Source organism: Streptomyces sp. M2CJ-2, assembly GCF_016757295.1.
Lineage (GTDB): Bacteria > Actinomycetota > Actinomycetes > Streptomycetales > Streptomycetaceae > Streptomyces.
In genome coordinates this window covers 88139-108786 of sequence record NZ_JAESIF010000011.1, presented here as the reverse complement: position 1 = coordinate 108786, position 20648 = coordinate 88139, and the positions used below count along the sequence as shown (strand labels likewise).

The 20648-nt window shown below is 72.5% G+C and carries 18 protein-coding genes and 1 tRNA gene; 5 read left to right on the top strand and 14 right to left on the bottom strand.

Annotated elements, in window-relative coordinates:
• Positions 1-28: 28 nt before the first annotated feature.
• From JL475_RS12240 to JL475_RS12230, 3 genes are read left to right on the top strand one after another with little or no spacing between them, the layout of a single operon-like run.
• Complete coding sequence (locus JL475_RS12240; protein WP_307825034.1) at positions 29-1237, top strand: betaine/proline/choline family ABC transporter ATP-binding protein; 1209 nt, start codon at positions 29-31, stop codon at positions 1235-1237.
• Positions 1234-2154, top strand: a complete 921-nt coding sequence (locus JL475_RS12235) for an ABC transporter permease (RefSeq protein ID WP_202277605.1) — start codon at positions 1234-1236, stop codon at positions 2152-2154. Before JL475_RS12240 ends, JL475_RS12235 begins: the two co-directional genes overlap by 4 nt.
• Positions 2151-3119: a glycine betaine ABC transporter substrate-binding protein gene (locus tag JL475_RS12230; RefSeq protein WP_202277604.1), complete on the top strand. Its 969-nt coding sequence runs from the start codon at positions 2151-2153 to the stop codon at positions 3117-3119. The genes JL475_RS12235 and JL475_RS12230 overlap by 4 nt, the downstream gene beginning before the upstream one ends.
• Before the next feature lie 30 nt (positions 3120-3149).
• Here JL475_RS12230 and JL475_RS12225 read toward each other — a convergent pair whose 3' ends face one another.
• The 6 genes from JL475_RS12225 to JL475_RS12200 form a co-directional block, all read right to left on the bottom strand.
• The gene (locus tag JL475_RS12225) at positions 3150-3941 is read right to left on the bottom strand and encodes a S16 family serine protease (protein WP_202277603.1); all 792 of its coding nucleotides are present in this window, start codon (positions 3939-3941) and stop codon (positions 3150-3152) included.
• Positions 3942-4031: 90 nt separating this feature from the next.
• Complete coding sequence (locus JL475_RS12220) at positions 4032-4673, bottom strand: IclR family transcriptional regulator (protein WP_202277602.1); 642 nt, start codon at positions 4671-4673, stop codon at positions 4032-4034.
• Positions 4674-4981: 308 nt separating this feature from the next.
• Complete coding sequence (locus JL475_RS12215) at positions 4982-6772, bottom strand: DEAD/DEAH box helicase (RefSeq protein ID WP_202277601.1); 1791 nt, start codon at positions 6770-6772, stop codon at positions 4982-4984.
• Between the two features lie 134 nt (positions 6773-6906).
• Positions 6907-7275 (bottom strand): type II toxin-antitoxin system death-on-curing family toxin, encoded by a 369-nt coding sequence (locus JL475_RS12210; RefSeq protein ID WP_202277600.1) that lies wholly within the window; start codon positions 7273-7275, stop codon positions 6907-6909.
• Entirely contained in the window at positions 7275-7472 is a 198-nt protein-coding gene (locus JL475_RS12205; RefSeq protein WP_060892904.1) for a hypothetical protein, read from the bottom strand. Before JL475_RS12205 ends, JL475_RS12210 begins: the two co-directional genes overlap by 1 nt.
• Positions 7473-7504: 32 nt before the next feature.
• Positions 7505-8974 carry an MFS transporter gene (locus JL475_RS12200; protein WP_202277599.1) on the bottom strand — a complete coding sequence of 490 codons (1470 nt, stop codon included), beginning with the start codon at positions 8972-8974 and terminating at the stop codon, positions 7505-7507.
• A 228-nt stretch (positions 8975-9202) separates the two neighbouring features.
• Here JL475_RS12200 and JL475_RS12195 point away from each other — a divergent pair.
• A tRNA-Cys gene (locus JL475_RS12195) sits at positions 9203-9274 on the top strand.
• Positions 9275-9445: 171 nt separating this feature from the next.
• Here the strand turns inward: JL475_RS12195 and JL475_RS12190 are convergent.
• Entirely contained in the window at positions 9446-9907 is a 462-nt protein-coding gene (locus tag JL475_RS12190; protein WP_202277598.1) for a hypothetical protein, read from the bottom strand.
• An 89-nt stretch (positions 9908-9996) separates the two neighbouring features.
• Between JL475_RS12190 and JL475_RS12185 the strand changes: the two genes are divergently transcribed.
• Positions 9997-10353 (top strand): MerR family transcriptional regulator, encoded by a 357-nt coding sequence (locus JL475_RS12185; protein WP_202277597.1) that lies wholly within the window; start codon positions 9997-9999, stop codon positions 10351-10353.
• Between the two features lie 10 nt (positions 10354-10363).
• Here JL475_RS12185 and JL475_RS12180 read toward each other — a convergent pair whose 3' ends face one another.
• The 7 genes from JL475_RS12180 to JL475_RS12150 form a co-directional block, all read right to left on the bottom strand.
• Positions 10364-11551: an SUKH-4 family immunity protein gene (locus tag JL475_RS12180; protein WP_202277596.1), complete on the bottom strand. Its 1188-nt coding sequence runs from the start codon at positions 11549-11551 to the stop codon at positions 10364-10366.
• A gap of 307 nt (positions 11552-11858) precedes the next feature.
• Positions 11859-14174 carry a molybdopterin cofactor-binding domain-containing protein gene (locus JL475_RS12175; RefSeq protein WP_202277595.1) on the bottom strand — a complete coding sequence of 772 codons (2316 nt, stop codon included), beginning with the start codon at positions 14172-14174 and terminating at the stop codon, positions 11859-11861.
• Positions 14171-15955 (bottom strand): (2Fe-2S)-binding protein, encoded by a 1785-nt coding sequence (locus tag JL475_RS12170; protein WP_202277594.1) that lies wholly within the window; start codon positions 15953-15955, stop codon positions 14171-14173. Before JL475_RS12170 ends, JL475_RS12175 begins: the two co-directional genes overlap by 4 nt.
• Positions 15952-16845, bottom strand: coding sequence for a xanthine dehydrogenase family protein subunit M (locus JL475_RS12165; RefSeq protein ID WP_202277593.1), 894 nt, complete (start codon positions 16843-16845; stop codon positions 15952-15954). The genes JL475_RS12170 and JL475_RS12165 overlap by 4 nt, the downstream gene beginning before the upstream one ends.
• Positions 16846-17144: 299 nt before the next feature.
• Positions 17145-18815, bottom strand: a complete 1671-nt coding sequence (locus JL475_RS12160; RefSeq protein WP_202277592.1) for a beta-N-acetylhexosaminidase — start codon at positions 18813-18815, stop codon at positions 17145-17147.
• 1 nt (position 18816) lies between these two features.
• Complete coding sequence (locus tag JL475_RS12155) at positions 18817-19662, bottom strand: carbohydrate ABC transporter permease (RefSeq protein WP_202277650.1); 846 nt, start codon at positions 19660-19662, stop codon at positions 18817-18819.
• Between the two features lie 29 nt (positions 19663-19691).
• Positions 19692-20630: a sugar ABC transporter permease gene (locus JL475_RS12150; protein ID WP_307825033.1), complete on the bottom strand. Its 939-nt coding sequence runs from the start codon at positions 20628-20630 to the stop codon at positions 19692-19694.
• Positions 20631-20648: the final 18 nt, after the last annotated feature.

The following is a 20648-nucleotide window of genomic DNA, read 5'->3' as shown; positions in this document are numbered from 1 at the left end:
CGCCGCGCCGTCGGCCACCGGGGCGCCCATCGAACTGGAGAACCTCACCAAACGGTATCCGGGCAGTGCGCAGCCGGCGGTCGACAACGTCAGCATGGAGATCAAGGCGGGCGAGACTGTCATCTTCGTCGGCCCGTCCGGCTGCGGGAAGTCGACCACGCTGAAGATGATCAACCGGCTGATCGAGCCGAGCGGCGGCCGCATCCGCATCGGCGGCGAGGACGTCACCGACATGGACCCGGTGCGGCTGCGCCGCACGATCGGGTACGCGATCCAGGCCAGCGGGCTGTTCCCGCACATGACGGTGGCGCAGAACATCGCGCTGGTGCCGAGGATGCTGCGCTGGCCGGCGGCTCGGGTGCGGGCCCGGGTGGAGGAGATGCTGGACCTGGTCGGCCTGGACCCCGGCGAGTTCCACGACCGCTATCCGCGCCGGCTCTCCGGCGGACAGCAGCAGCGGGTGGGGGTGGCGCGGGCGCTGGCGGCGGACCCGCCGGTGCTGCTGATGGACGAGCCGTTCGGGGCGGTGGACCCGATCACCCGGGACCACCTCCAGGACGAGCTGATCCGGCTGCAGCACGACCTGCACAAGACGATCGTCTTCGTCACCCACGACTTCGACGAGGCGATCAAACTGGGCGACCGGATCGCGGTGCTGCGCGAACGCTCGCACATCGCCCAGTTCGACACCCCGGAGGCGATCCTCACCAACCCGTCGGACGACTTCGTCTCGGGTTTCGTCGGCGCCGGGGCGGCGCTGAAGCGGCTGAACCTCACCCGGGTGCGGGACGTGGGGATCACCGACTATCCGACGGTGACCGTCGACGACCCGCTCCAGCAGATCTTCGACATGCTCCGCTCCAGCGGCTCGAACGAGATCCTGCTGCTCGACCGGCGGGGCCGCCCCTACAAGTGGCTCCGGCGCGGTGACCTGATGCGGGCCAAGGGCTCGCTGGCCCGCGCGGGCACCCTGGTGCACGACACGGTGACCCGGGACGCCACCGTGCGGGACGCGCTGGAGGCCGTCCTCACCGACAGCTCGGGGCGGGTGGTGGTCACCGGAGGGCGCGGCACGTACGAGGGTGTCGTCGACGTGGAGACGCTGATGAACTCGGTGCACGAACTGCTGGAGGCCGACCGGCTGGAGGCGATGGAGGCCCAGCACGAGCTGGAGGGCCTGCGGAGCGGCCGGACGCACGCCGAGCAGGAGGGCGTGGGCGGGGAGGGTGGCGCGTGAGCACCTCTCCGGGGCAGCGGCCCGACGGCGAGTACGAGGTCAGAGGGCTCGCCTTCCGGGACGAGGACCGGGACCGGAAGCACCACGACGGCCGGGACGACGACGGCAGGGACGACGGCAGGGGCGGGGCCACGCGGGAGGCGGGGCCCCCGGGGTCCGGAGCCTCGGCCGTGGGTGCGCCCCGGGTGACCTGGCAGCATCTGACGTTCCTGCCCACGGTGCTGGTCGCCCTGCTGCTCGCGACCTGGCTGTGGTTCGTCCAGGCCGATCTGGACACGCTGTCCCGGAACGCGCTGTCCAACGGGCAGGTGTCCAAGGCGCTCTGGCAGCACATCGAGCTGACCGTGATCTCGACGTTCTTCGTACTGATCATCGCGATCCCGCTGGGCATCCTGCTGACCCGTCCCAGGTTCCACCGGGCCGCCCCGGCCGCGATGACGTTCGCCAACATGGGCCAGGCCACGCCCGCGATCGGTCTGCTCGCGCTGCTGGTGATCTGGCTGGGCATCGGCCGCAGGGCCGCCCTCATCGGCATCATCGCCTACGCCGTGCTGCCGGTGCTCTCCAACACCATCGCGGGTCTGCGGGCCAACGACCCGGCGCTGATGGAGGCGGCGCGCGGCATCGGCATGTCCCCGCTGGGCGTGCTGCACCGGGTGGAGCTGCCCCTGGCCGTCCCCCTCATCCTCGCCGGGGTGCGTACGGCGCTCGTCCTGAACGTCGGCACGGCCACCCTCGCGACCTTCGGCGGGGGCGGCGGTCTGGGCGTGCTGATCACCACCGGCATCACCAGCCAGCGGATGCCGGTGCTGGTGCTGGGCTCGGTCCTCACCGTCGCCCTGGCCCTGCTGGTGGACTGGCTGGCCTCGCTGGCCGAACTGCTGCTGCGGCCACGGGGGCTGGAGACGGACACATGAGGCGCCGCCTGCGCCCGCTGCTCGCCGGAACACTGCTGCTGGGGCTCTCCTCCTGCGGGCTGAGCAGCGGCTCCCCCATGGTCGACGACGTGGGACCGGGCTCGATCGGGAAGGGCAGGCCCCTCGCGGGCGCGAAACTCACCGTCACCTCCAAGGAGTTCACCGAGCAGCTGATCCTGGGCGCGATCATGGGCATCGCCTTCCAGGCGGCGGGCGCCGACGTCATCGACCGCACCGGCATCCAGGGCTCGGTCGGCTCCCGGGCGGCGGTCGTGAACGGGGACGCGGACGCCGCGTACGAGTACACCGGCACGGCGTGGATCACGTACCAGGGCAACAGCAAACCCATCCCCGACCCGCGCGAGCAGTGGGAGGCGGTGCGCGAGGCCGACGTGGAAAACGGGGTGACCTGGCTGGAGCCGTCCTCGCTGAACAACACCTACGCCCTGGCCATGAACCAGGCGAACTTCAGGAAGTACGGGACGACGTCGCTGTCGGAGGTGGCCGCGCTGGCGAAGTCCGACCCGGCGGCGGTGACGCTGTGCGTGGAGGGCGAGTTCGCCAACCGGGCGGACGGGCTGCCGGGCATGGAGAAGGCCTACGGCATGAACGTGGGCGCGGGCGACATCACGCAGATGGACACCGGGATCATCTACACCCAGACGGCCAAGGGCGCCTGCACCTACGGCGAGGTCTTCACCACCGACGGCCGCATCAAGTCCATGAACCTGGTGGTGATGGAGGACGACAGGAAGTTCTTCCCCAACTACAACGCGGCGCCGATGGTCAACACCGGCACGTTCAAGAAGTGGCCGGCGATCGCGGAGGTCCTCGACCCGGTCACGGCGAGGCTGGACAACGACGTGGCACGGACCCTGAACGCCGAGGTGGACGTGGACGGGGAGGACCCCCACCAGGTGGCGCTGGACTGGATGGTGGACGAGGGCTTCGTCAGGAAGAAGTAGCGGCGGTGCGGGGGCGGCGCCGCCGCCCGGTCAGCAGCTGGGGACCTTGCCGGTGCCCTTCTGCAGGGAGACCAGGGCGTCCACGGTGCCCTCGAGGGTGGTGACCGGGATCAGGCGCAGCCCCTTCGGGAGTTCGGTCCGGGCCTGGCCGCATTCCGCCTCGGGCACCAGGAAGACGGTCGCGCCGTCCCGCCGGGCGGCCTGCGTCTTCAGCGGCACGCCGCCCACGGCACCGACCGTGCCGTCCGCGTCGATGGTCCCCGTACCGGCGATGACCCGGCCGCCGGTGAGGTCGCCGCCGCTGCCGTCGCCGTTCAGCTTGTCGACGATGCCGAGGGAGAACAGCAGGCCGGCGCTGGGGCCGCCGACGTCGGCGAGCTCCAGCTCGACCTTGACGCCCTTGCCGTCCAGGCCCAGGTAGCCCAGCGCGGCCCGGGTCGCCTCGTCCTGCGACTTCTTCATCTGCTTCTCGTTGTACCGCTCGATCTCCTTGACGTCGCCCCCGGAGGGGTAGACCGAGTCGCGGGGCATGACCGCCTGGTCGGTGCCGAACCAGCCGTCGATCACGTCGGGGAGGTCGACCCGAGTGTCCGGGGAGGTCGCCTCGATCGTCGTCATCCGCAGCTGACCGGTGGTCTCGCGGGTCTTCGCGCCGGAGACGGTGATGACCTGCGTGCCCTTGTTCTTGCCGAGCACGTCGGCCGTCAGCCCCGGCTGCGCCACCGAGAACGGCAGCGGCGCGAAGACCGCCGTGGCCAGCAGGGCGACGACGGGAGCGGCGCAGACGGCCAGGGCCTGGGGACGTGTGAGGCGAGAGAGCACGGGATCAATCTAACGTGGTGCCTCGCCGCGCTGCCCCCGCCGACCGTCGGCGCAGTGCCCCGCGGCTCTCGGCACGGCGTCCCCCGACCGTCAGCGCAGCGCTTCCGCGACCTCGCGGGCCGCGTCCATGACCCGGGGGCCGACCCGTTCGGGGACCACGTCGGCCAGCATCACCACGCCGACGCTGCCCTCGACCCCGGTGACTCCCAGCAGGGGCGCCGCCGCCCCGCACGCCCCGGCCTCCAGTTCGCCGTGGGTGAGGGTGTATCCGGGGTCGTCGGGCCGGTGCAGGCGGGCCGAGAGGATCGCCTTGCCGGCGGCGCCCCGTTCCAGCGGGTGCCGGAACCCGGCGCGGTAGGCGACGTGGTAGTCCGTCCACGACGGTTCCACCACCGCCACGGCCAGCGCGTCCGCCCCGTCGACCAGGGTCAGGTGCGCGGTCGCGCCGATGTCCTCCGCCAGCGACCGGAGGGCCGGCATCGCCGCCTCCCGTACCAGCGGGTGCACCTGGTGGCCCAGCCGCAGCACGCCGAGCCCGACCCGGGCCCGGCCGCCGAGATCGCGGCGTACCAGCGCGTGCTGTTCCAGTGTGGCGAGCAACCGGTACACGACGGTCCGGTTCACGCCCAGTCTGTGGGAAAGCTCGGTGACGGTCAGGCCGTGGTCCGTATCGGCCAGCAGCTTGAGGACCCGCAGTCCCCTGTCGAGCGTCTGAGAGGTCTCCGCGGTCACGACGCCCACTCCTTCGTGGTGAGGTCGACGGCCCTCTCGCGGCATATGCGTCACCGAGTCCCGTCGGCGACGCGCTTCAGAGGCCGCCGATCGGCCGGCGGCCCGGCCATGTCCCGGGCACGGTCGCTTCACGGCTGCGCTCCGCGGCGGCGCTGCCACGGGGCGTGTGCGTAGCCGGACAGTAGCGAGCCGGTCCGGTCAGCGGAAGACTTTGTCCAGAATCCGGGCACCATTGCCCCTGAACTGGCGTTTTTTGTCCCGATTCGACCACCGGGCGTGCGTCGGCGGGCGTGCGCCGGCGGGGCGGGTCACCGCATGCGGGTGGCCCACTCCTGCACCTTGGCGATCCGCTGGCGCAGTTGGTTCGGTGTGGCCTCCGCGGCGGGCGGTCCACCGCAGACGCGGCGCAGCTCCGTGTGGATGACGCCGTGTGGTTTGCCGCTCTGGTGGACGTAGGCGCCGACCATGTTGTTGAGCTGCCGGCGCAGTTCCATCATCTCCTTGTGGGAGACCACGGGGCGCCGCTCGGCGGGCAGTTCGAGCAGGTCGGCCTCGCTGTCCGGCTTCTTGCGGCTGTGCGCGATCTGCCGGGCCTGCCGCTTCTGCAGCAGCAGCTCCACCTGGTCGGGTTCGAGGAGCCCCGGGATGCCGAGGTAGTCCTGCTCCTCCTCGCTGCCGGGGTGGGCCTGCATGCCGAAGTCGGCGCCGTTGTAGGTGACCCGGTCGAAGACGGCGTCGGACTCCAGTGCCTCGAAGGGCAGCATGTCCTCGCCGGTGTCCTCGTCCTGCTCCCGGTTCGCCTCGTCCATCTCCTTCTCGGACTCGGCGTACGGGTCCTCCTCGCCGTCCTTCTTGGGCTTGTCGAGGATGTGGTCGCGTTCGCGTTCCATCTCGTTCGCGAACTCCAGCAGGTTCGGGATGGTCGGCAGGAACACGGACGCGGTCTCGCCGCGCCGCCGGGACCGTACGAAACGGCCGACGGCCTGGGCGAAGAACAGCGGGGTGGAGATGGTGGTGGCGTACACGCCGACCGCGAGGCGCGGTACGTCGACGCCTTCGGAGACCATGCGGACGGCGACCATCCAGCGGTCGTCGTTGCCGCTGAAGTCGTCGATCCGTTTCGAGGCGCCGGTGTCGTCGGACAGGACGACGGTGGGCTTGTCGCCGGTGATCTCACGGATCAGCTTGGCGTAGGCGCGGGCGGAGTCCTGGTCGGTGGCGATGACGAGGGCTCCGGCGTCCGGGACGGACTTCCTGACCTCGGTCAGCCGCTGGTCGGCGGCGCGCAGCACGGACGGCATCCACTCGCCGCGCGGGTCGAGGGCGGTGCGCCAGGCCTGGCTGATCGCGTCCTTGGTCATGGGCTCGCCGAGGCGGGCCTCGACCTCGTCGCCGGCCTTGGTGCGCCAGCGCATGTTGCCGCTGTAGGAGAGGAAGATGACGGGACGGACGACGCTGTCGCGGAGCGCGGAACCGTAGCCGTAGGTGTAGTCGGCGGCCGACCGGCGGATGCCGTCGTCGCCCTCCTCGTACGCCACGAACGGGATGGGGTTGGTGTCGGACCGGAAGGGCGTACCGGTGAGCGCCAGCCTGCGGGTGGCCGGCTCGAACGCCTCCAGGCACGCCTCGCCCCAGGACTTGCTGTCACCGGCGTGGTGGATCTCGTCGAGGATGACGAGGGTCTTGCGCTGCTCGACGCGGTTGCGGTGCAGCATGGGGCGGACCCCGACGCCGGCGTAGGTGACGGCGACGCCGTGGTAGTCCTTGCCGAGCGGGCCCGCGCTGTACTCGGGGTCCAGTTTGATGCCGATCCGCGCGGCGGCCTCGGCCCACTGCTTCTTCAGGTGCTCGGTGGGCGCGACGACGGTCACCTGCTGCACGACGTGGTGGTGCAGCAGCCAGGAGGCCAGCGTCAGCGCGAAGGTCGTCTTCCCGGCGCCCGGGGTGGCGACCGCCAGGAAGTCGCGCGGCTGTTGCTGCAGGTACTTCTCCATCGCCCCCTGCTGCCAGGCGCGCAGCTTCCCGGCGGTACCCCAGGGGGCACGGCCGGGAAAGGCGGGGGACAAGTGGTGCGAGGCGGAAGCGGCGGCGGTAGTCACGGTCTCCGTGGGGGGGACGGGGGCTGGTTCGGGCGGCACGGCCGCCGAGGACGACCGGGCCACCATATCCGTGGCCCGGCACCCCGGTCCCCCGGGCCGTGCAGGGGCACCCCCGGGTGGGACCGAGTTCACATTCAGCGCGCGAAACGCGGCAACTGGGATGCGATCTTGGGCACGTCCAGTGCGCCCTGGCAGACGTCCAGGACAAACCTCTCCGCCTCGTCCACGTCGAAGTCCGGATCCAGCGCATGCCCGTTCATGTGCAGGAAGACCCAGGTCGCGTACCAGGCGAGGCGCTTGTTCCCGTCGACGAGAGCGTGGTTGCGCGCGAGGGACTCCATCAGCGCTGCGGCCTTCTGCCATACGTCCGGATAGGCGTCTTGGCCGAACACGCTCGACTGCGGACGCGCCAGCGCCGAGTCCAGCAACCCGTAATCGCGCACCGCCTCCTCCCCGAGCCGCTTCGCAAGGTTCAGCAACTCGGGCAGCGTGAGGTAGTGCATCAGGCGAGCCTCCGGTTCAGCTCCGCACTGGCCTTCAGCACGTGCTCGGCCGCCTCGTTGAACAGCCGCGAATGCTCGTTTATGGCCGCGACCACCGCGTCGTGCGCGAAGGCCTGCATGCTGCGCCCTTCCGCAGCCGCACGCTCACGCAGGGCGTCGAGCTCTTCGTCGGTAAACCGCAGGTTCAGTCCAGCCATGCCCCGACGGTACTACGTGGTACCACGCAGTGTCACTTGGATACCCGCAACCGCCTCGTCACCCACACGCCCGCCAGGGCCACCGCCGCCATCGGCAGGAACACCGCGGCGAAGGCCGCCGGGTGAGAGCCGGTGCCGGCGGCCTCCACGGCCGCGTGGCCGGCCATGCCGCCGCCGAGGGCGGCGAAGGCGGCGCCACCCATGGCCAGGAGGAGGACGTTGGAGAGGCCGTCGGAGATCTGGAGCGCGGCGGAGTTGGCGCCGGCCTCCTCGGGGGCGGAGAGCTGGAGCAGCAGCACGCTGGTGGAGGAGATCACCAGGCCCATCCCGAGGCAGCCGAAGGCCCAGGCGACGGCCGTCGCCCAGGCGGGCACCGCGGGGATCAGCACGCTCGGGGCCCCCGCGATGGACGCCGCCACCAGCAGCATCCCGAGGGTCATCAGCCGCTCCCGGTACGGCTCCAGCCGCGGCCGCGACTGGAGCCAGGAGCCCAGTGCCCAGGTCACGCCGCCCGCCGCGAGCGAGAACCCGGCGAGCGTGGGGCTGAGTCCCCGCTGGGTGACCAGCATCAGCGGGACGAAGGACTCCGCGGCGATGAAGGACCCGGCGGCGACGCCGCGCAGCAGCACCACCGAGGGCAGTCCGCGGGCCGCCCGCCAGGTGCCGCGCGGAAGCAGCCCCAGCACCGCGGGGACGAGCAGCACCACGCCCAGCGCGCCCGGCAGCAAGGAGATCCAGCGCAGGTCCTGGGCGGCGTACTGGAGCAGTCCGGCGCCGAAGGAGATCGCCAGGGCGAGCCGGATGCGGCGACGGTCGAAGGAGGCCGGCGCGTCCGCGCCGTGGCTCACCGGACCGGACGCCAGGCGGCGTATCTGCGGCAGCGCCAGGGCCAGCGGGAACACCACCAGCGCCGGGATGCCGAGGAACACCCACCGCCAGCCGAGGTGTTCGGTCACCGTGCCGGAGGCCAGCGGGCCGACGATCGACGGCACGACCCAGCTCGCCGCGAACGCGGCCATGATCGCCGGTCGCAGCCGCTCCGGGTAGGCCCGCCCGACCACGACGTACAGCGCGACGATCACCAGCCCGCCGCCGAGCCCCTGCACGGCCCGCCCGAGGATGAACGGCCACATCGCGCCCGCCGTCCCGGAGAGCAGCAGACCGACGGCGAAGGAGGCGATGCCCCAGGTGAGCGGCGCGAGCGGGCCGCGCCGGTCCGACCACTGGCCGGAGAGCACCATCCCGAACAGGCTCGTCGTGAAGTACCCCGAGAACGCGAACGCGTACAGGGACACCCCGTCCAGCTCCCGCGCCGCCACCGGCATCGCCGTACCCACCGCGGTCGCCTCGAAGGCGATCAGCAGCACCACGGAGACGATCCCGATGCTCAGCGCCCGGTAGGGACCGCTCAGCACGGTCTCGTCGCGTTCGGCGGGCGGGACGGGTCCGGGGGCGTCGGGGGTCTCGGCGACCCCGGTGTCGCGGGAATTCAGGGCGGTCATGACCGCCAGGGTAAGGGCCGCGGCAGGGCATTACTCCTGTCGGAGGTCGGTCCGGCACCGGGACCTTGGTCGTACTCCCCCGCCGGCCGGACGGGGTTCATGAACGGCGTGTGGCAGTCCCGTTGCGGCGCCCCGGGATTCCTTGAGCACCGCTGCCGGCCCGCCGTACGGTCGGCGTACCGAGTTCACGGCGGCGGGGCGTCGAAGGACACGCCTCGTCTCCGGCCCGGCCGTGTGCCCGAGTGGCCGAGGGGTTCGCCTGCAAAGCGAATGACGCGGGTTCGATTCCCGCCACGGCCTCTGAGCTGCGATAACGCGGCTCCTGGCCCTGCGCCTCCTGGCAGACGCAGGGCCAGGCCCGCCGCTTGATCCCTCTGCCGCCCATGTACCCATGCCCGGCTGGACGCGGGCGCTTCGGGCGAGAACGTCACGGCTATCCGGCGCCGCAGGACCACCGGGTCCTCGCGAGGGTCACCCCATCGTTCCGCCGAGCGCCGCTTCCACTCCGTCCTTCTGCTCGTCCGCCCGCCGCCACCACGGCACGAGCTGGACCACGCCGAACGCCGCCTCCACGGCGAGGAACAGCCACAGCAGCCCCGTGGCGCCGCTGGCCAGTGCGTACGCGAACCAGGCCGAGAACAGCGTGCGGGCAGCGCCGTCGTAGATTCCGTGTGCTGGCCGTGTCCTCCTGAGGCGCAGGACGGACCAGACGACCACGACCGAACCCATCAGATTCGCGTACAGGGTCTGCACCGGGTCGCGGTCGGGCAGGGCGCCCAGCCCGAGGGCGTCACCCGCCGACGACAGCAGGCCGTGTGCCAGGGCGTAGGTCCAGGGGGTCGCGAATCCGGCCGTGACGACGAGGTCGTACCAGGCACTCGCCCGTACGACACGGAGGTAGGAGGCCTGGGAAGGAGAGGGGAGGAGAGGCACGAGGAAGCTCCTGCTGGTCGGCGGTGGCGATGCCTCACGCTAAACAGTGGAGTAGGGTCCAAGGTCAAGCCACCGGCCGACGGAGGGCCATGCTGATAGGGGAGTTGGCCACACGGACGGGCCTGTCCAGGGACACCGTCCGGTTCTACGAGAAGCTCGGCCTCGTCACGAGTCGGCGGCTGCCCAGCGGTTACCGCGACTTCGCGCCCGAGACGGTGGTCTGGCTGCAGTACGTCCGCACCGCGCAGACGCTCGGGTTCTCCCTGGCAGAGATCGCACGCCATGGTGAGGAACTGCGCGACGCCCCGGACACCGCGCAGGCGCTGTCCGCGCTGTTCGCGGAGAAAATCCGGGTCGTCGACGTGCGGATGGCGGAACTCACCGCCCTGCGCGCCGAACTCACCGCGCGCGTCGGCACCGGATGCCCGTTGCGGGCGGGCGGCTGAGGCGCGCGCCTCAGAGCGCTCCGCCCGCTTCGTCCCGGAACAGCTCCGTCCAGTAGTGCCAGTCCGCGTCGGTCGTGGTGCCCGTGGGGTCGACGGCGGACAGGACCTGAATCATCGTCATGGCCAGCTGGTCGTACGTCTCGCTGGTCAGCGCGTGGCCCGACTCCTCGTCGATGGCGTGCTCGCGGTGCAGCAGCCAGAGGGTGAAGGCGAGGGTCGAGATGTCCGTGTTCAGCGGGTACAGGGCGGAGTCCGGCTCGCTCCAGTTCAGGACCGCGCCGGTGGCGCCGTCGACGACCAGGCTGTCGTCCTCGATGAGATGGCCGAGGCGTATGAGGCGGTCGGCGTGGGCGGGGAGGCGGTCGGGCTGGAACCCGCCCTCGCCGTCGGCGTAGTACTCCGTGAGGGTCCGCAGCGGCAGGTCGGTGTCCAGCTGGAACAGGAAGCCGTCCTCGGGCAGGCCCGTCTCGCACAGGAAGCGTCGGGTCGGCTCGTGCGTGAGCGTGGCGGGGAAGTCGACCTCCTCGAAGCGGACCACACCGCCCCGGCCGAACTCCTGGTCCAGCAGGCGCACCGGGAGGTCCAGGGCGAGCCCCGAGGTCGTGCCCGGACCCGCCACCAGGGCCAGCGGCCGGATCAGCGCGGCCATCCGCCACAGCGGGGCCGGCTCGCCGTCCGCGCCCTCCTCGAACACCGCGAGCAGCTGCCGCGAGGCCTCGGCGACCGCCTTCGTGCCGTAGCGGCCCGCATAGGCGGCGAACTGGCCGCGCAGCCCCGCCAGTTCGTCCGTCGCGGCGGCGAACCGCACCAGGGTCGGCAGCGACGGGGCGAGCGGGCGGACGTCCATCAGGTCGGGGCGGTCGGGGAAGTCCGGGCTGTCGGGGAAGAGGTACGTCGTCGAGACCTCGCCGGTGGCCCCGTCCAGCAGGACCGACTCGGTCTCCGTACCGGCCGGGCCGAGCAGCCCGCCGATGACCAGCCGGCCCCCCGCGCCGCCCGTCGAGCCGGCGACGGTGCGCAGGCCCTCGGTCCGCAGCCGCGCGAAACTGAACAGACCGCTGTCGCACGGCAGTCCGGGGCCGGTCAGCCAGCGGCGCGTGGACGCGTGCGTGACGAACGGGTCGAGGGCGTCCTCGGTCAGGGTGATCGCTGCCGCGACGTCCACGACATCCGCGGCAACGGTGTCGATCGTGCTCATGGCTCCCCCGCGCATTCGTGTGCTCAGTCCCGTGTCCCGTGCTCCGCCGCTCCGGGCGGCCGCGCCCCACCCGGGCAGGAGGGGCCCCCGCGCCATCGGGTCGGCAGCCGTCCCCCACCACTCGGAAGACTACGCGCCGCCACTGACAACGCCCCGGTCCACAAGGGACGGACGGCCCGGCGGACGGCCGGACGGGCAGGCGGCCGCCCACCGACACGGCCGCCCTCACCCCACAAGACGCGCGAACACCACTGTGCGTTGCCTCCGCGCGCGAAGCAACCTGAAATACCTTCTCCGGCAGCCGCCGTCAGCCGCTGGTCACCACCGCGGCCTGGGGACGGATCGGCAGGCGGTTGACCGGGCGGCCGGTGGCGGCCCGGACGGCGGAGGCGATGGCCGCCGGGGAGGTCACCACCGGCACCGCGCTGACCGCCTTCGCGCCGAAGGGGGCGACCACGTCCCGCTCCTCCACGAGCTTCACGATCTGGATGTCGGGTGCGTCCAGGGCGGTCGGGAGGGCGTAGCCGGTGAGGTCGGGGTGGCGGACCAGGCCGCGGGGCGTGCGCAGGTTCTCGGTGAGCGCGGCACCCACGCCCTGGGTCACCCCCGCCTCGATCCGGGCGGCCAGCTGAGCCGGGTTCAGCACCCGGCCCACGTCCTGGGCGACGGCCAGTTCCACGACCCGTACCGAGCCGATCTCGATGTCGACGTCGACCACCGCGCGGATCGCGCAGAAGGACATCCCGACGAAGGCGTCGCCCTGGCCGAAGTCGTCCAGGGGTTCCGTGGGATGCGGACGGCACTGGGCGGTGGCCCACAGTTCCTTGCCGGCCAGGGCCTCGGCGACGGTCGTCGACAGCACCCCGTCGTACGAGGTGATCCTGCCGTCGGTGATCTGGAGCAGCTCGGCGGACATGCCAAACTTGTGGGCCAGGGGCTGGAGGAGCTGGGTGCGGACCATCTTCGCCGCGCGCTCCACCGCGCCGCCCGACACCCAGGTGTGCCGGCCGCGGCAGCCCGCGCCCGCCGGGGGCTGGTCGGTGTCCACGGGGGCCACCCGCACCTCGTCGACGCCGAGGACCTCCTGGACGATCTGCCGGGCCAGTGTGGTGAATCCCTGGCCGGTCTCGACGGCCGCGCACAGCACCGTCGCCACGCCGTCCTGGACCTTCACGGTGGCCGTGGACACCTCGTCCGCGCCCTCGCCGCCGAGCATGTGCACCATGCCGAGGCCGTAGCCCACACCGCGGCGCACCGCGCCCGGTTCCCCGGCGCCCTCGGGGCCGCCGGGCAGCAGCCACTCCTCCGCGGGGGTGTCCTTGGGCAGCGGCGGCAGCGGGAAGTCCTGTACCGCTTCGAGGAGTTCGGCGACCGGGGCGGGACAGGTCACGGTCTGGCCGGTGGGCAGGACGTCGCCGGTCGCCATGACGTTGCGCAGACGCAGCTCGGCCGGGTCGAGGCCGAGCTTCTTGGCCAGCTTGTCCATCTGCGCCTCGTGGGCGGCGCACACCTGCAGGGCGCCCTCGCCGCGCACATGGCCGGAGGGCGGGTTGTTGGTGCGGACCGCCCAGCCCTCGATGAAGGCGTTCGGGACGACGTAGGGGCCGCAGGCGAAGGCGACGGCGGCGGCCAGGGCGTCGGAGGAGGTGTCGGCGTAGGCGCCCGCGTCGAGCAGGATCTGCGCCTCGACCTTCACCAACTTGCCCTCGGCGTCGGCGTGGTGGCGGTAGCGCAGCAGGGTGGGGTGCCGGTGGGCGTGGCCGAGGAAGGACTCCTCACGCGTGGCGGTGAGTTTGACCGGGCAACCGGTCCTCAGCGCCAGCAGGCCGAGCGGCAACTGGAAGCTCTGGTCCTCGCGGTCGGCGATGGCGCCGGGCACACCGGTGACGACGACCTTGACGCGGTCGGGTTCCAGGCCGAACGCGGCGGCGGCGGTGTCCCGGTCGCCGTGCGGGTCGGTGGAGGCCAGGTACAGCTCGACGCCCCCGTCGGGGCGGGGTACGGCGAGTCCGGCCTCGGCGCCGATGGGGGCGGGGTCCTGGCGGCCGATGCGGTACAGGCCCTCGACGACGAGGTCACCGACCGCGTCCGGGTCGCCGTGGCGCAGCGGGATGTGCCGGATCAGGTTGCCGTCGGGGTGCAACGGCTCGGCCTCGAAGGCCTGTTCGGGGTCGATCACCGGGTCGAGCACCTCGTACTCGACGATGACGGCGGCGGCGGCCAGCCGCGCGGTGTCCGGGTGGTCGGCGGCGACGGCGGCGATGGCCTCGCCGTGGTGGCGCACGACGTCGGAGGCGAAGACCGGGCGGTCGGCGCGGCCACGGCCGTACAGCGGGTCGCCGGGGACGTCCTCGTGGGTGACGACGGCCCGCACCCCGGGCATCTCGCGCGCGTGGGTGGTGTCGATGGACAGGATGCGCGCGTGCGGGTGGGGCGAGCGCAGCACGGCCGCCCACAGCAGGCCCTCGGCCCACAGGTCGGCGGCGTACGGGAAGGTGCCCTCGGTCTTGGCGCGGGTGTCGGCGGCCGGCAGGGAGGTGCCCAGTCCGTGCGGGGCCGGTTCCGCCCGGGGTGCGTCCTCCGCGGTCCGTGCGGCCTGCACGGTGGCGGCTTCGTTGCTCACGCCTGGCCTCCGTCCCGGCCGTGGGGCCGGTCGTGCGGTCCGGGGTGCGGGAACGCGGCGGGGTTGACGCCGCCGGCGCCCGGTCCGGCCTGGTGCGGGATACGGGGCTCGTCCGGGCCCGTGCCCGGGTCCGTGTCCGGGTCGGATTCGGTGTGCTCGGCGTGTGCCTCGCGTTCGGCGACGACCTCCTGGACCGCCTCCACCACGCCCCGGTAGCCGGAGCAGCGGCACAGGTTGCCGCACAGCGCCTGGCGGGTCTCCAGCCGGCTGGGCGCCGGGTTGCCCTCCAGCAGGTCGTGCACGGTCATCGCCATGCCCGGTACGCAGAAGCCGCACTGCACCGCGCCGCACCGCGCGAGTGCCCGCTGCACGTCCGACGGCTGCCCGTCCTGGGCGAGGCCCTCGACGGTACGGACCTCGCTGCCGGCCGTGGTGACGGCCGGCACCAGGCAGGACGCCACGAGCCGGCCGTCGACCTGCACGTTGCAGGCCCCGCACTCGCCCTGTGAGCAGCCGTCCTTGGCGCCGGCGAGCCCGAGGCGCTCACGCAGCACGTAGAGCAGCGACTCGCCGATCCAGGCGTCGGTGACGGGCCGGTCGGTGCCGTTGACGCTCAGCACGTAGGTGGCGAGGGGGTGGTCGTCGTGCGCGGCGCCGGGGAGCGGTTCGGGCCCGGCTGACGAGCCGTCCGGCGCGGGGGACGCGGGGGGTTCAGGGTGTTCTGCCGCCTCCGGGGCGTCCGGACCGGCCGGGCCCTCCGCGGTGTTCCCGCCGTCCGGTGCGGTCTCGGGGGCGGCGGTCGGCGCGGACGCGTCGTCACCGGCGGGGCGTTCCGGGGCTTCCTGGGCCCCGTGCGGGGCTTCGGGGCGCCGGGCGCCCTCGGCGGGCCCTGCAGGCTCTCCGGGGCCGGGAGCGGGCCGTACGGCGTCCTCCGTGCCCGGTTGCGGGTGCTCGCGGAGCTCCGGGGCGGACGGCGCCCCGGCCGCCTCCCGGTAGGCATCCGGCTCGGCCCGCCAGTCGGGCCCCGGGCCGTCCTGCTCCCGGCCGGAACCGGGCTCGGAGCCGGTCTCGGTGTGGTTCGGGTCCACACCCGGCACACCCGGTCCCCACGGCTGTCCGATGGCCTGCGTGGCCCAGGGCGCGGGGGCGCCGCCCGGAAGGGTGGCGGGCGGGGTGACCGGCGGGGTGGCGCCCCACTGTTCGGCCAGGGCGGAGGTGGTGAACTCGCCGGACTCGTCCGGGAGGTCGCCCTCGGCCACGGGGATCGACCACTGCCCGGTCACGTCGGAACCCGGTGCCGGGTTCCCCTCGGCGGGCGGCTCCTCGAAGGCCCACTGCCCGGAGGCCCCGGGGTCGTACGTGAACCGGTCCTGCCCGCTGTGCCCCTGCGCGGCCCGCGCCTCGGGTCCGCCCCGCCCCGACGGGTCGGCCTGCCCGGACGGGTCGGCCTGCGGATCGTACGGGGACTGCGGGTCGTACGGGGCGTGCCACTGGGCGCCGTCGACGGGCGCACCCGGCACGGCGGCGCCCGGCACCCCCCAGCCGGCGGTGGCCGCCGGGTCGGTGCCCGAGGTGGCGGGGGTGACGGTGATCGGCGGCGGCACATAGCCGTGGCCGGGTGCGGCGAGCGGGCTCTCCATCGAGTCCAGCAGGGCGTCGATGCCCCCCTCGGGGAGGTTCACGAAGGCCGTGGCGCCGTCGTCGTAGTCGCCCTGGGGCAACGGGTCCCAACGGCTGCCGCCGCCCTGGGACGTGCCCTCTCCGTGCTGGTCGTCGGTCACGACAGCGCCCTCCCCAGTGCTCGTCGGGCCAGCGCGGCGACGGTGCGCCGCAGATGCAGTACCGCGGGGGGCAACGGCGGGACGGAGCCGTCCTCCTCGGGGACCGGGTCGGGGATGCAGGCCGCGGCGACGTACTCCCCGAACGCGTTCAGCGCCTCCGGCACGATCGCGCGGTTGTTGTCCCAGTCGATGAGCTGGGCGACCCACTGCTCGGCCTCCAGGGGCCGCAGCGCCATCGGCGCTATGGCGCCCACCGCGCAGCGGACGCCGCGCCGGGCGGGGTCGAGCACCAGGGCGACGGACGCCATCGCGCGGCCGGGGCCGGTGCGGCCGGTGGCCTTGAGGAACACCTGCGGGGCGTGCAGCAGCGGCACCCGCACGTAGCCGATGAGTTCACCGGCGCGCAGCATGTCCATCCCGGCCAGCAGGTGCGACACCGGGATCTCCCGGCGGGCTCCGCCCGGGCCCGCGATGATCAGCGTCGCCTCCAGCGCGGCCAGCACGGGCAGCGAGTCACCGGTGGGGGCGGCGGAGGCGATGTTGCCGCCCAGGGTGCCCGCGTTGCGGATGTGCGGCGGTCCGGCGGCACGCGCGGAGGCGGCGAGCGCCGGGATGAGGGCGGCGAAGTCGGGGCGGCCCATACGGGCATGGGTGAGGCCCGCGCCGAGCAGCGCGTGGCCGTCCTGGTACTGCCAGCCGCGGATCTCGCTGATCTTGCCGAGGCCGACCAGCGCCGCGGGCCTGAGCTGCCCGGAGTTGACGGCGGCCATCAGGTCGGTGCCGCCCGCGACGGGCACGGCGGCGGGCATGGCGGTGAGCGCCGCCACCGCCTCGTCCAGCGTCGTGGGCAGCGTCACGGCCTGCGCCGCCTGCGGTGCGTGCGTGCTCAAAACCGGCTGCCCCTTCCCGCGGCCCCACCTGGTCCCACCTGTCGCAGCCGTACGGTACGACCTGACAGGGCGGACGTGGCAACTCTGGCACATCTTCGCGAGCGCCGAAGACAGGGGTCCGCTAGGAGGCATTCGCCCGCTTCACCCCGGGCATGATCCGATTTGGCGGGACATCGCCGGTGCGATCGGATGCACTCTTCGGTGGCCCTCGCGCCCTTTTTCGCGACCTGTTCCGAGTCGGGCGGACTTCGGGGCATGGCCGGTAGCGCGTACCCCGCACCGGCGGTGCGGGGTACGCGCTACCGGTGCGGGGGCGGGCCGTCGAGGGGGCGGCCCAGCACTCCGGGGCGCCGTTGCCAAGGGAGCGGTCCGGTGGGCGGGCGGTGGGCGACGCCCAGGGCGTCGAGGCGCCGGCGGTGGGCGGTCGTCCGGCGTTCGAAATCGGCGAAGTCCCGTTCCGCGGGGGCCGGCAGCGCGCTCCAGGCGACCTCGGCGAAGGCGGCCAGCCGGGGAAAGACCTGGTAGTCCACCCGTTCCTGGTCCTCCGTCACCTCGGACCACGCGTTGGCCTGGGTGCCCAGGACCCGTCCGGTCTCCTCGGCCGTCAGTTCCGGCGGTACGGGCTCGAACCGGTAGACGTCCTCCAGGGTGCGCACGTACCCGATCGGCACCGGCTCCTCGGGGCCCGCGTCCTGCCGGTGGTCCAGGTAGACGTGCTGCTCGGGGCACATGACCACGTCGTGCCCCGCGCGGGCGGCGGCGATCCCGCCGGCGTAGCCGCGCCAGGACGACACGGCGGCGCCCGGGGCGAGACCTCCCTCCAGGATCTCGTCCCAGCCGATCAGCCGGCGCCCCCGCGCGGCGAGCCAGGTGGCGAAGTGCCCGATGAACCAGGACTGGAGGGCGTCCTCGTCGGTCAGGCCGAGATCCCTGATCCGCTGCTGCGCGACGGCCGACGCACGCCACTGGTCCTTGGGGCATTCGTCGCCGCCCAGGTGCACGAACCCCGAGAAGGGAGTAAAGGGGGCGCCGGGGCCGGCGTCCGCGGGGAACAGTTCCAGGACTTCCTCGAGCACCCCCTCGTAGAAGCGCAGGGTGTCGTCGGTGGGGGCGAGTACGTTCGGATTGATCCCCCAGGTGTCCCAGACGGTCAGGGAGGCGGTGTCGATGACATCGGTGTTGCCGAGTTCCGGATACGCGGCGATGGCGGCCTGCGAGTGCCCGGGTACGTCGATTTCCGGTACGACGCTGATATGCCGCTCGGCGGCGTAGGCGACGATCTCGCGGATGTCGTCCTGTGTGTAGTGGCCACCGTGCGGCGTGTCGTCCCACAGCGGTGAGGCGCGGTGCCCGACTTTCGTACGGGCCCGCCAAGAACCGATCTCTGTCAGCTTCGGATACCGCTTGATCTCGACGCGCCATCCCTGATCGTCCGTCAGGTGAAAGTGGAGGACGTTGAGTTTGTGCGCCGCCATCAGATCGAGATAGCGCAGCACGCCTTCCTTCGGCATGAAGTGCCGGGCGACGTCGAGCATGAGTCCGCGCCAGCGGAAGCGGGGGGAATCCTCGATCGTCACGTGCGGCACCGCCCACACCCGGTCGCGGCCGATCGGGGCCCTGCGGTACGCGTCGGGGCCGAGGAGCTGCCGCAGCGTCTGGGCGCCCCAGAAGGCACCGGTCGCGCTGCCGCCCTCGACCAGGACACCCGTCCGGTCGCTGACGAGGCGGTACTCCTCGGGACCGAGCCCGGGGTCGAGTCGGAGCCCGATGCCGTCGCCTTCCGTGTCGGTGGGGTCGTCGGGTTTCCTCCCTTCATGCAACGGCAGACCGGTCGCCTGCCAGAGGACGGTGCGCAGCCACCGGCCGACGCCCTCCGTCCCGAGACCGGAGTGAAGACGGGAGCGCGCCGTCAGCCGCACCTCGCCAAAGCCGGCGACGACGCTGCGGGGCGCTGGAATCAGTTCGGTCATGTCAGTCCTTCACCGCTCCGCCCAGTCCGGAGACCAGGCGCCGCTGTACGAGTACGAAGAAGACCAGCACCGGAATCGTCATCACCGTGGACGCCGCCATCACGCCGCCCCAGTCCGGCTCGTCCGGCTTGTAGAAGACCAGCAGGGCCATCGGCAGCGTCGACTGCGAGATGTCGCTGATGATGAAGGACTTGGCGAACAGGAAGTCGTTCCAGGTGGAGATGAAGGAAAACACGCTGGTGGCCACGAGCCCCGGCAGAACGAGCGGGAAAAGGATCTGCCACAGGAAACGCGCGCGGCTCGCGCCGTCGATGTACGCGGCCTCCTCCAGCGCCTCGGGAACGGCTTTCACGAACCCCCGCAGCATCCAGATCGCGAACGGCAGCGAGAACGCGATGTGCGGCAGGATCAGCGACCACAGCGTGTTCAACTGGCCGAAGTCCCGCATGAGGAAGAACAACGGAATCGTCAGCGCCTCCACGGGCACCATCTGGGCCACCAGAAACATGATCAGCAGGGTGGTCCGCATACGGAACCTGAATCGCGTCACGGCGGTCGCCGCGAGAAAGGCGATCAGCGCCGAGGCGATCACCACGGCGACCGCGACGACCACGCTGTTGACGAAGTACCGGCCGAATTCCTGCTGCCCGAACACCCGCCGGAAGGAGTCCAGGGTGGGTGTCAGGGTCCACGGCCGGGGCCGGTCCGACTCGATCTCGCCGGCCGGTTTGAAGGCGCCCAGCACCATCCAGTGGAGCGGGAAGGCCACCACCGCCGCGACGAGCAGTGCCGTCGCCTCGGCCGCGAGCCGCCACGGACGCCGTACGAACCGGCGCACAAGATTCACCCGGCGCGCCCCGTCCCGGCCCGCGAGACTCACAGTTCCTCCCCTTGGCGGCGCAGCAGCCGCAGGTACACCAGCGTGACGGCGAGCAGGATCAGCAGCATCACCACGCCGATCGCGGCGCCGAGGCTGTACTGCGAGGACGCGAACGCCTTCTGGTAGGCGTAGACGTTCAGGACCAGGTTCTGGCCGGCGATGCCGCCGCCGCCCGTCATGACGTAGATCTGGGTGAAGACCTTGAAGTCCCAGATCACCGACTGGATGGTGACGACCACCAGGATCGGCCGGAGCATCGGGGCGAGCACCGAGCGCCAGACGCGCCACTGCGAGGCGCCGTCCAGGGCGGCGGCCTCCAGCACCTCGGCGGGTACGGCGCGGATGCCGGCGTAGACGGTGACCATCACGAACGGGAAGGAACACCAGACCACTTCGAGCAGGACGAGGAAGAAGGCGCTGTACCGCCCGTACGTCCACGAGTGGTCGCCGAGGCCCAGCACCCGGTTCACCGGGCCGAAGTCGGCGTCGAAGAGGAACAGCCACACCGTGGAGCCGGTGACGGCCGGGGTCGCCCAGGCGCCGAGCGCGGCCAGCATCAGGGCGAGCCGGGGCACGGCGCGCACCCGGGTGAGGAGTACGGCGAGCGCGCAGCCGACGGCCAGGGTGGACACCACACAGGCCGCCGCGAACAGCAGGGTGGCCAGCAGCACCTGCCAGAACTGGTCGTCGGCGAAGAGCTCGGTGTAGTTGCCGAGCCCCTTGAAGGTGGTCGGTTCGCCGCCGCTGACTTGCGCCTGGGTGGAGTGGAAAAGCGAGATCAGGCCGAGTTGGTAGACCGGGTAGGCGAGCAGCCCCCCGAGGACGACGAGGGCGGGTGCGAGGTAGAGCCAGGGGGCGAGGCCGCCCTTGCGGCGCCGGGGGCCCCGTGGATCGTGGGGGGCGGGAGCCGTGAAGAGCGCGGGACGCTTCCGCACGGCCACCGTGTCCTGTAC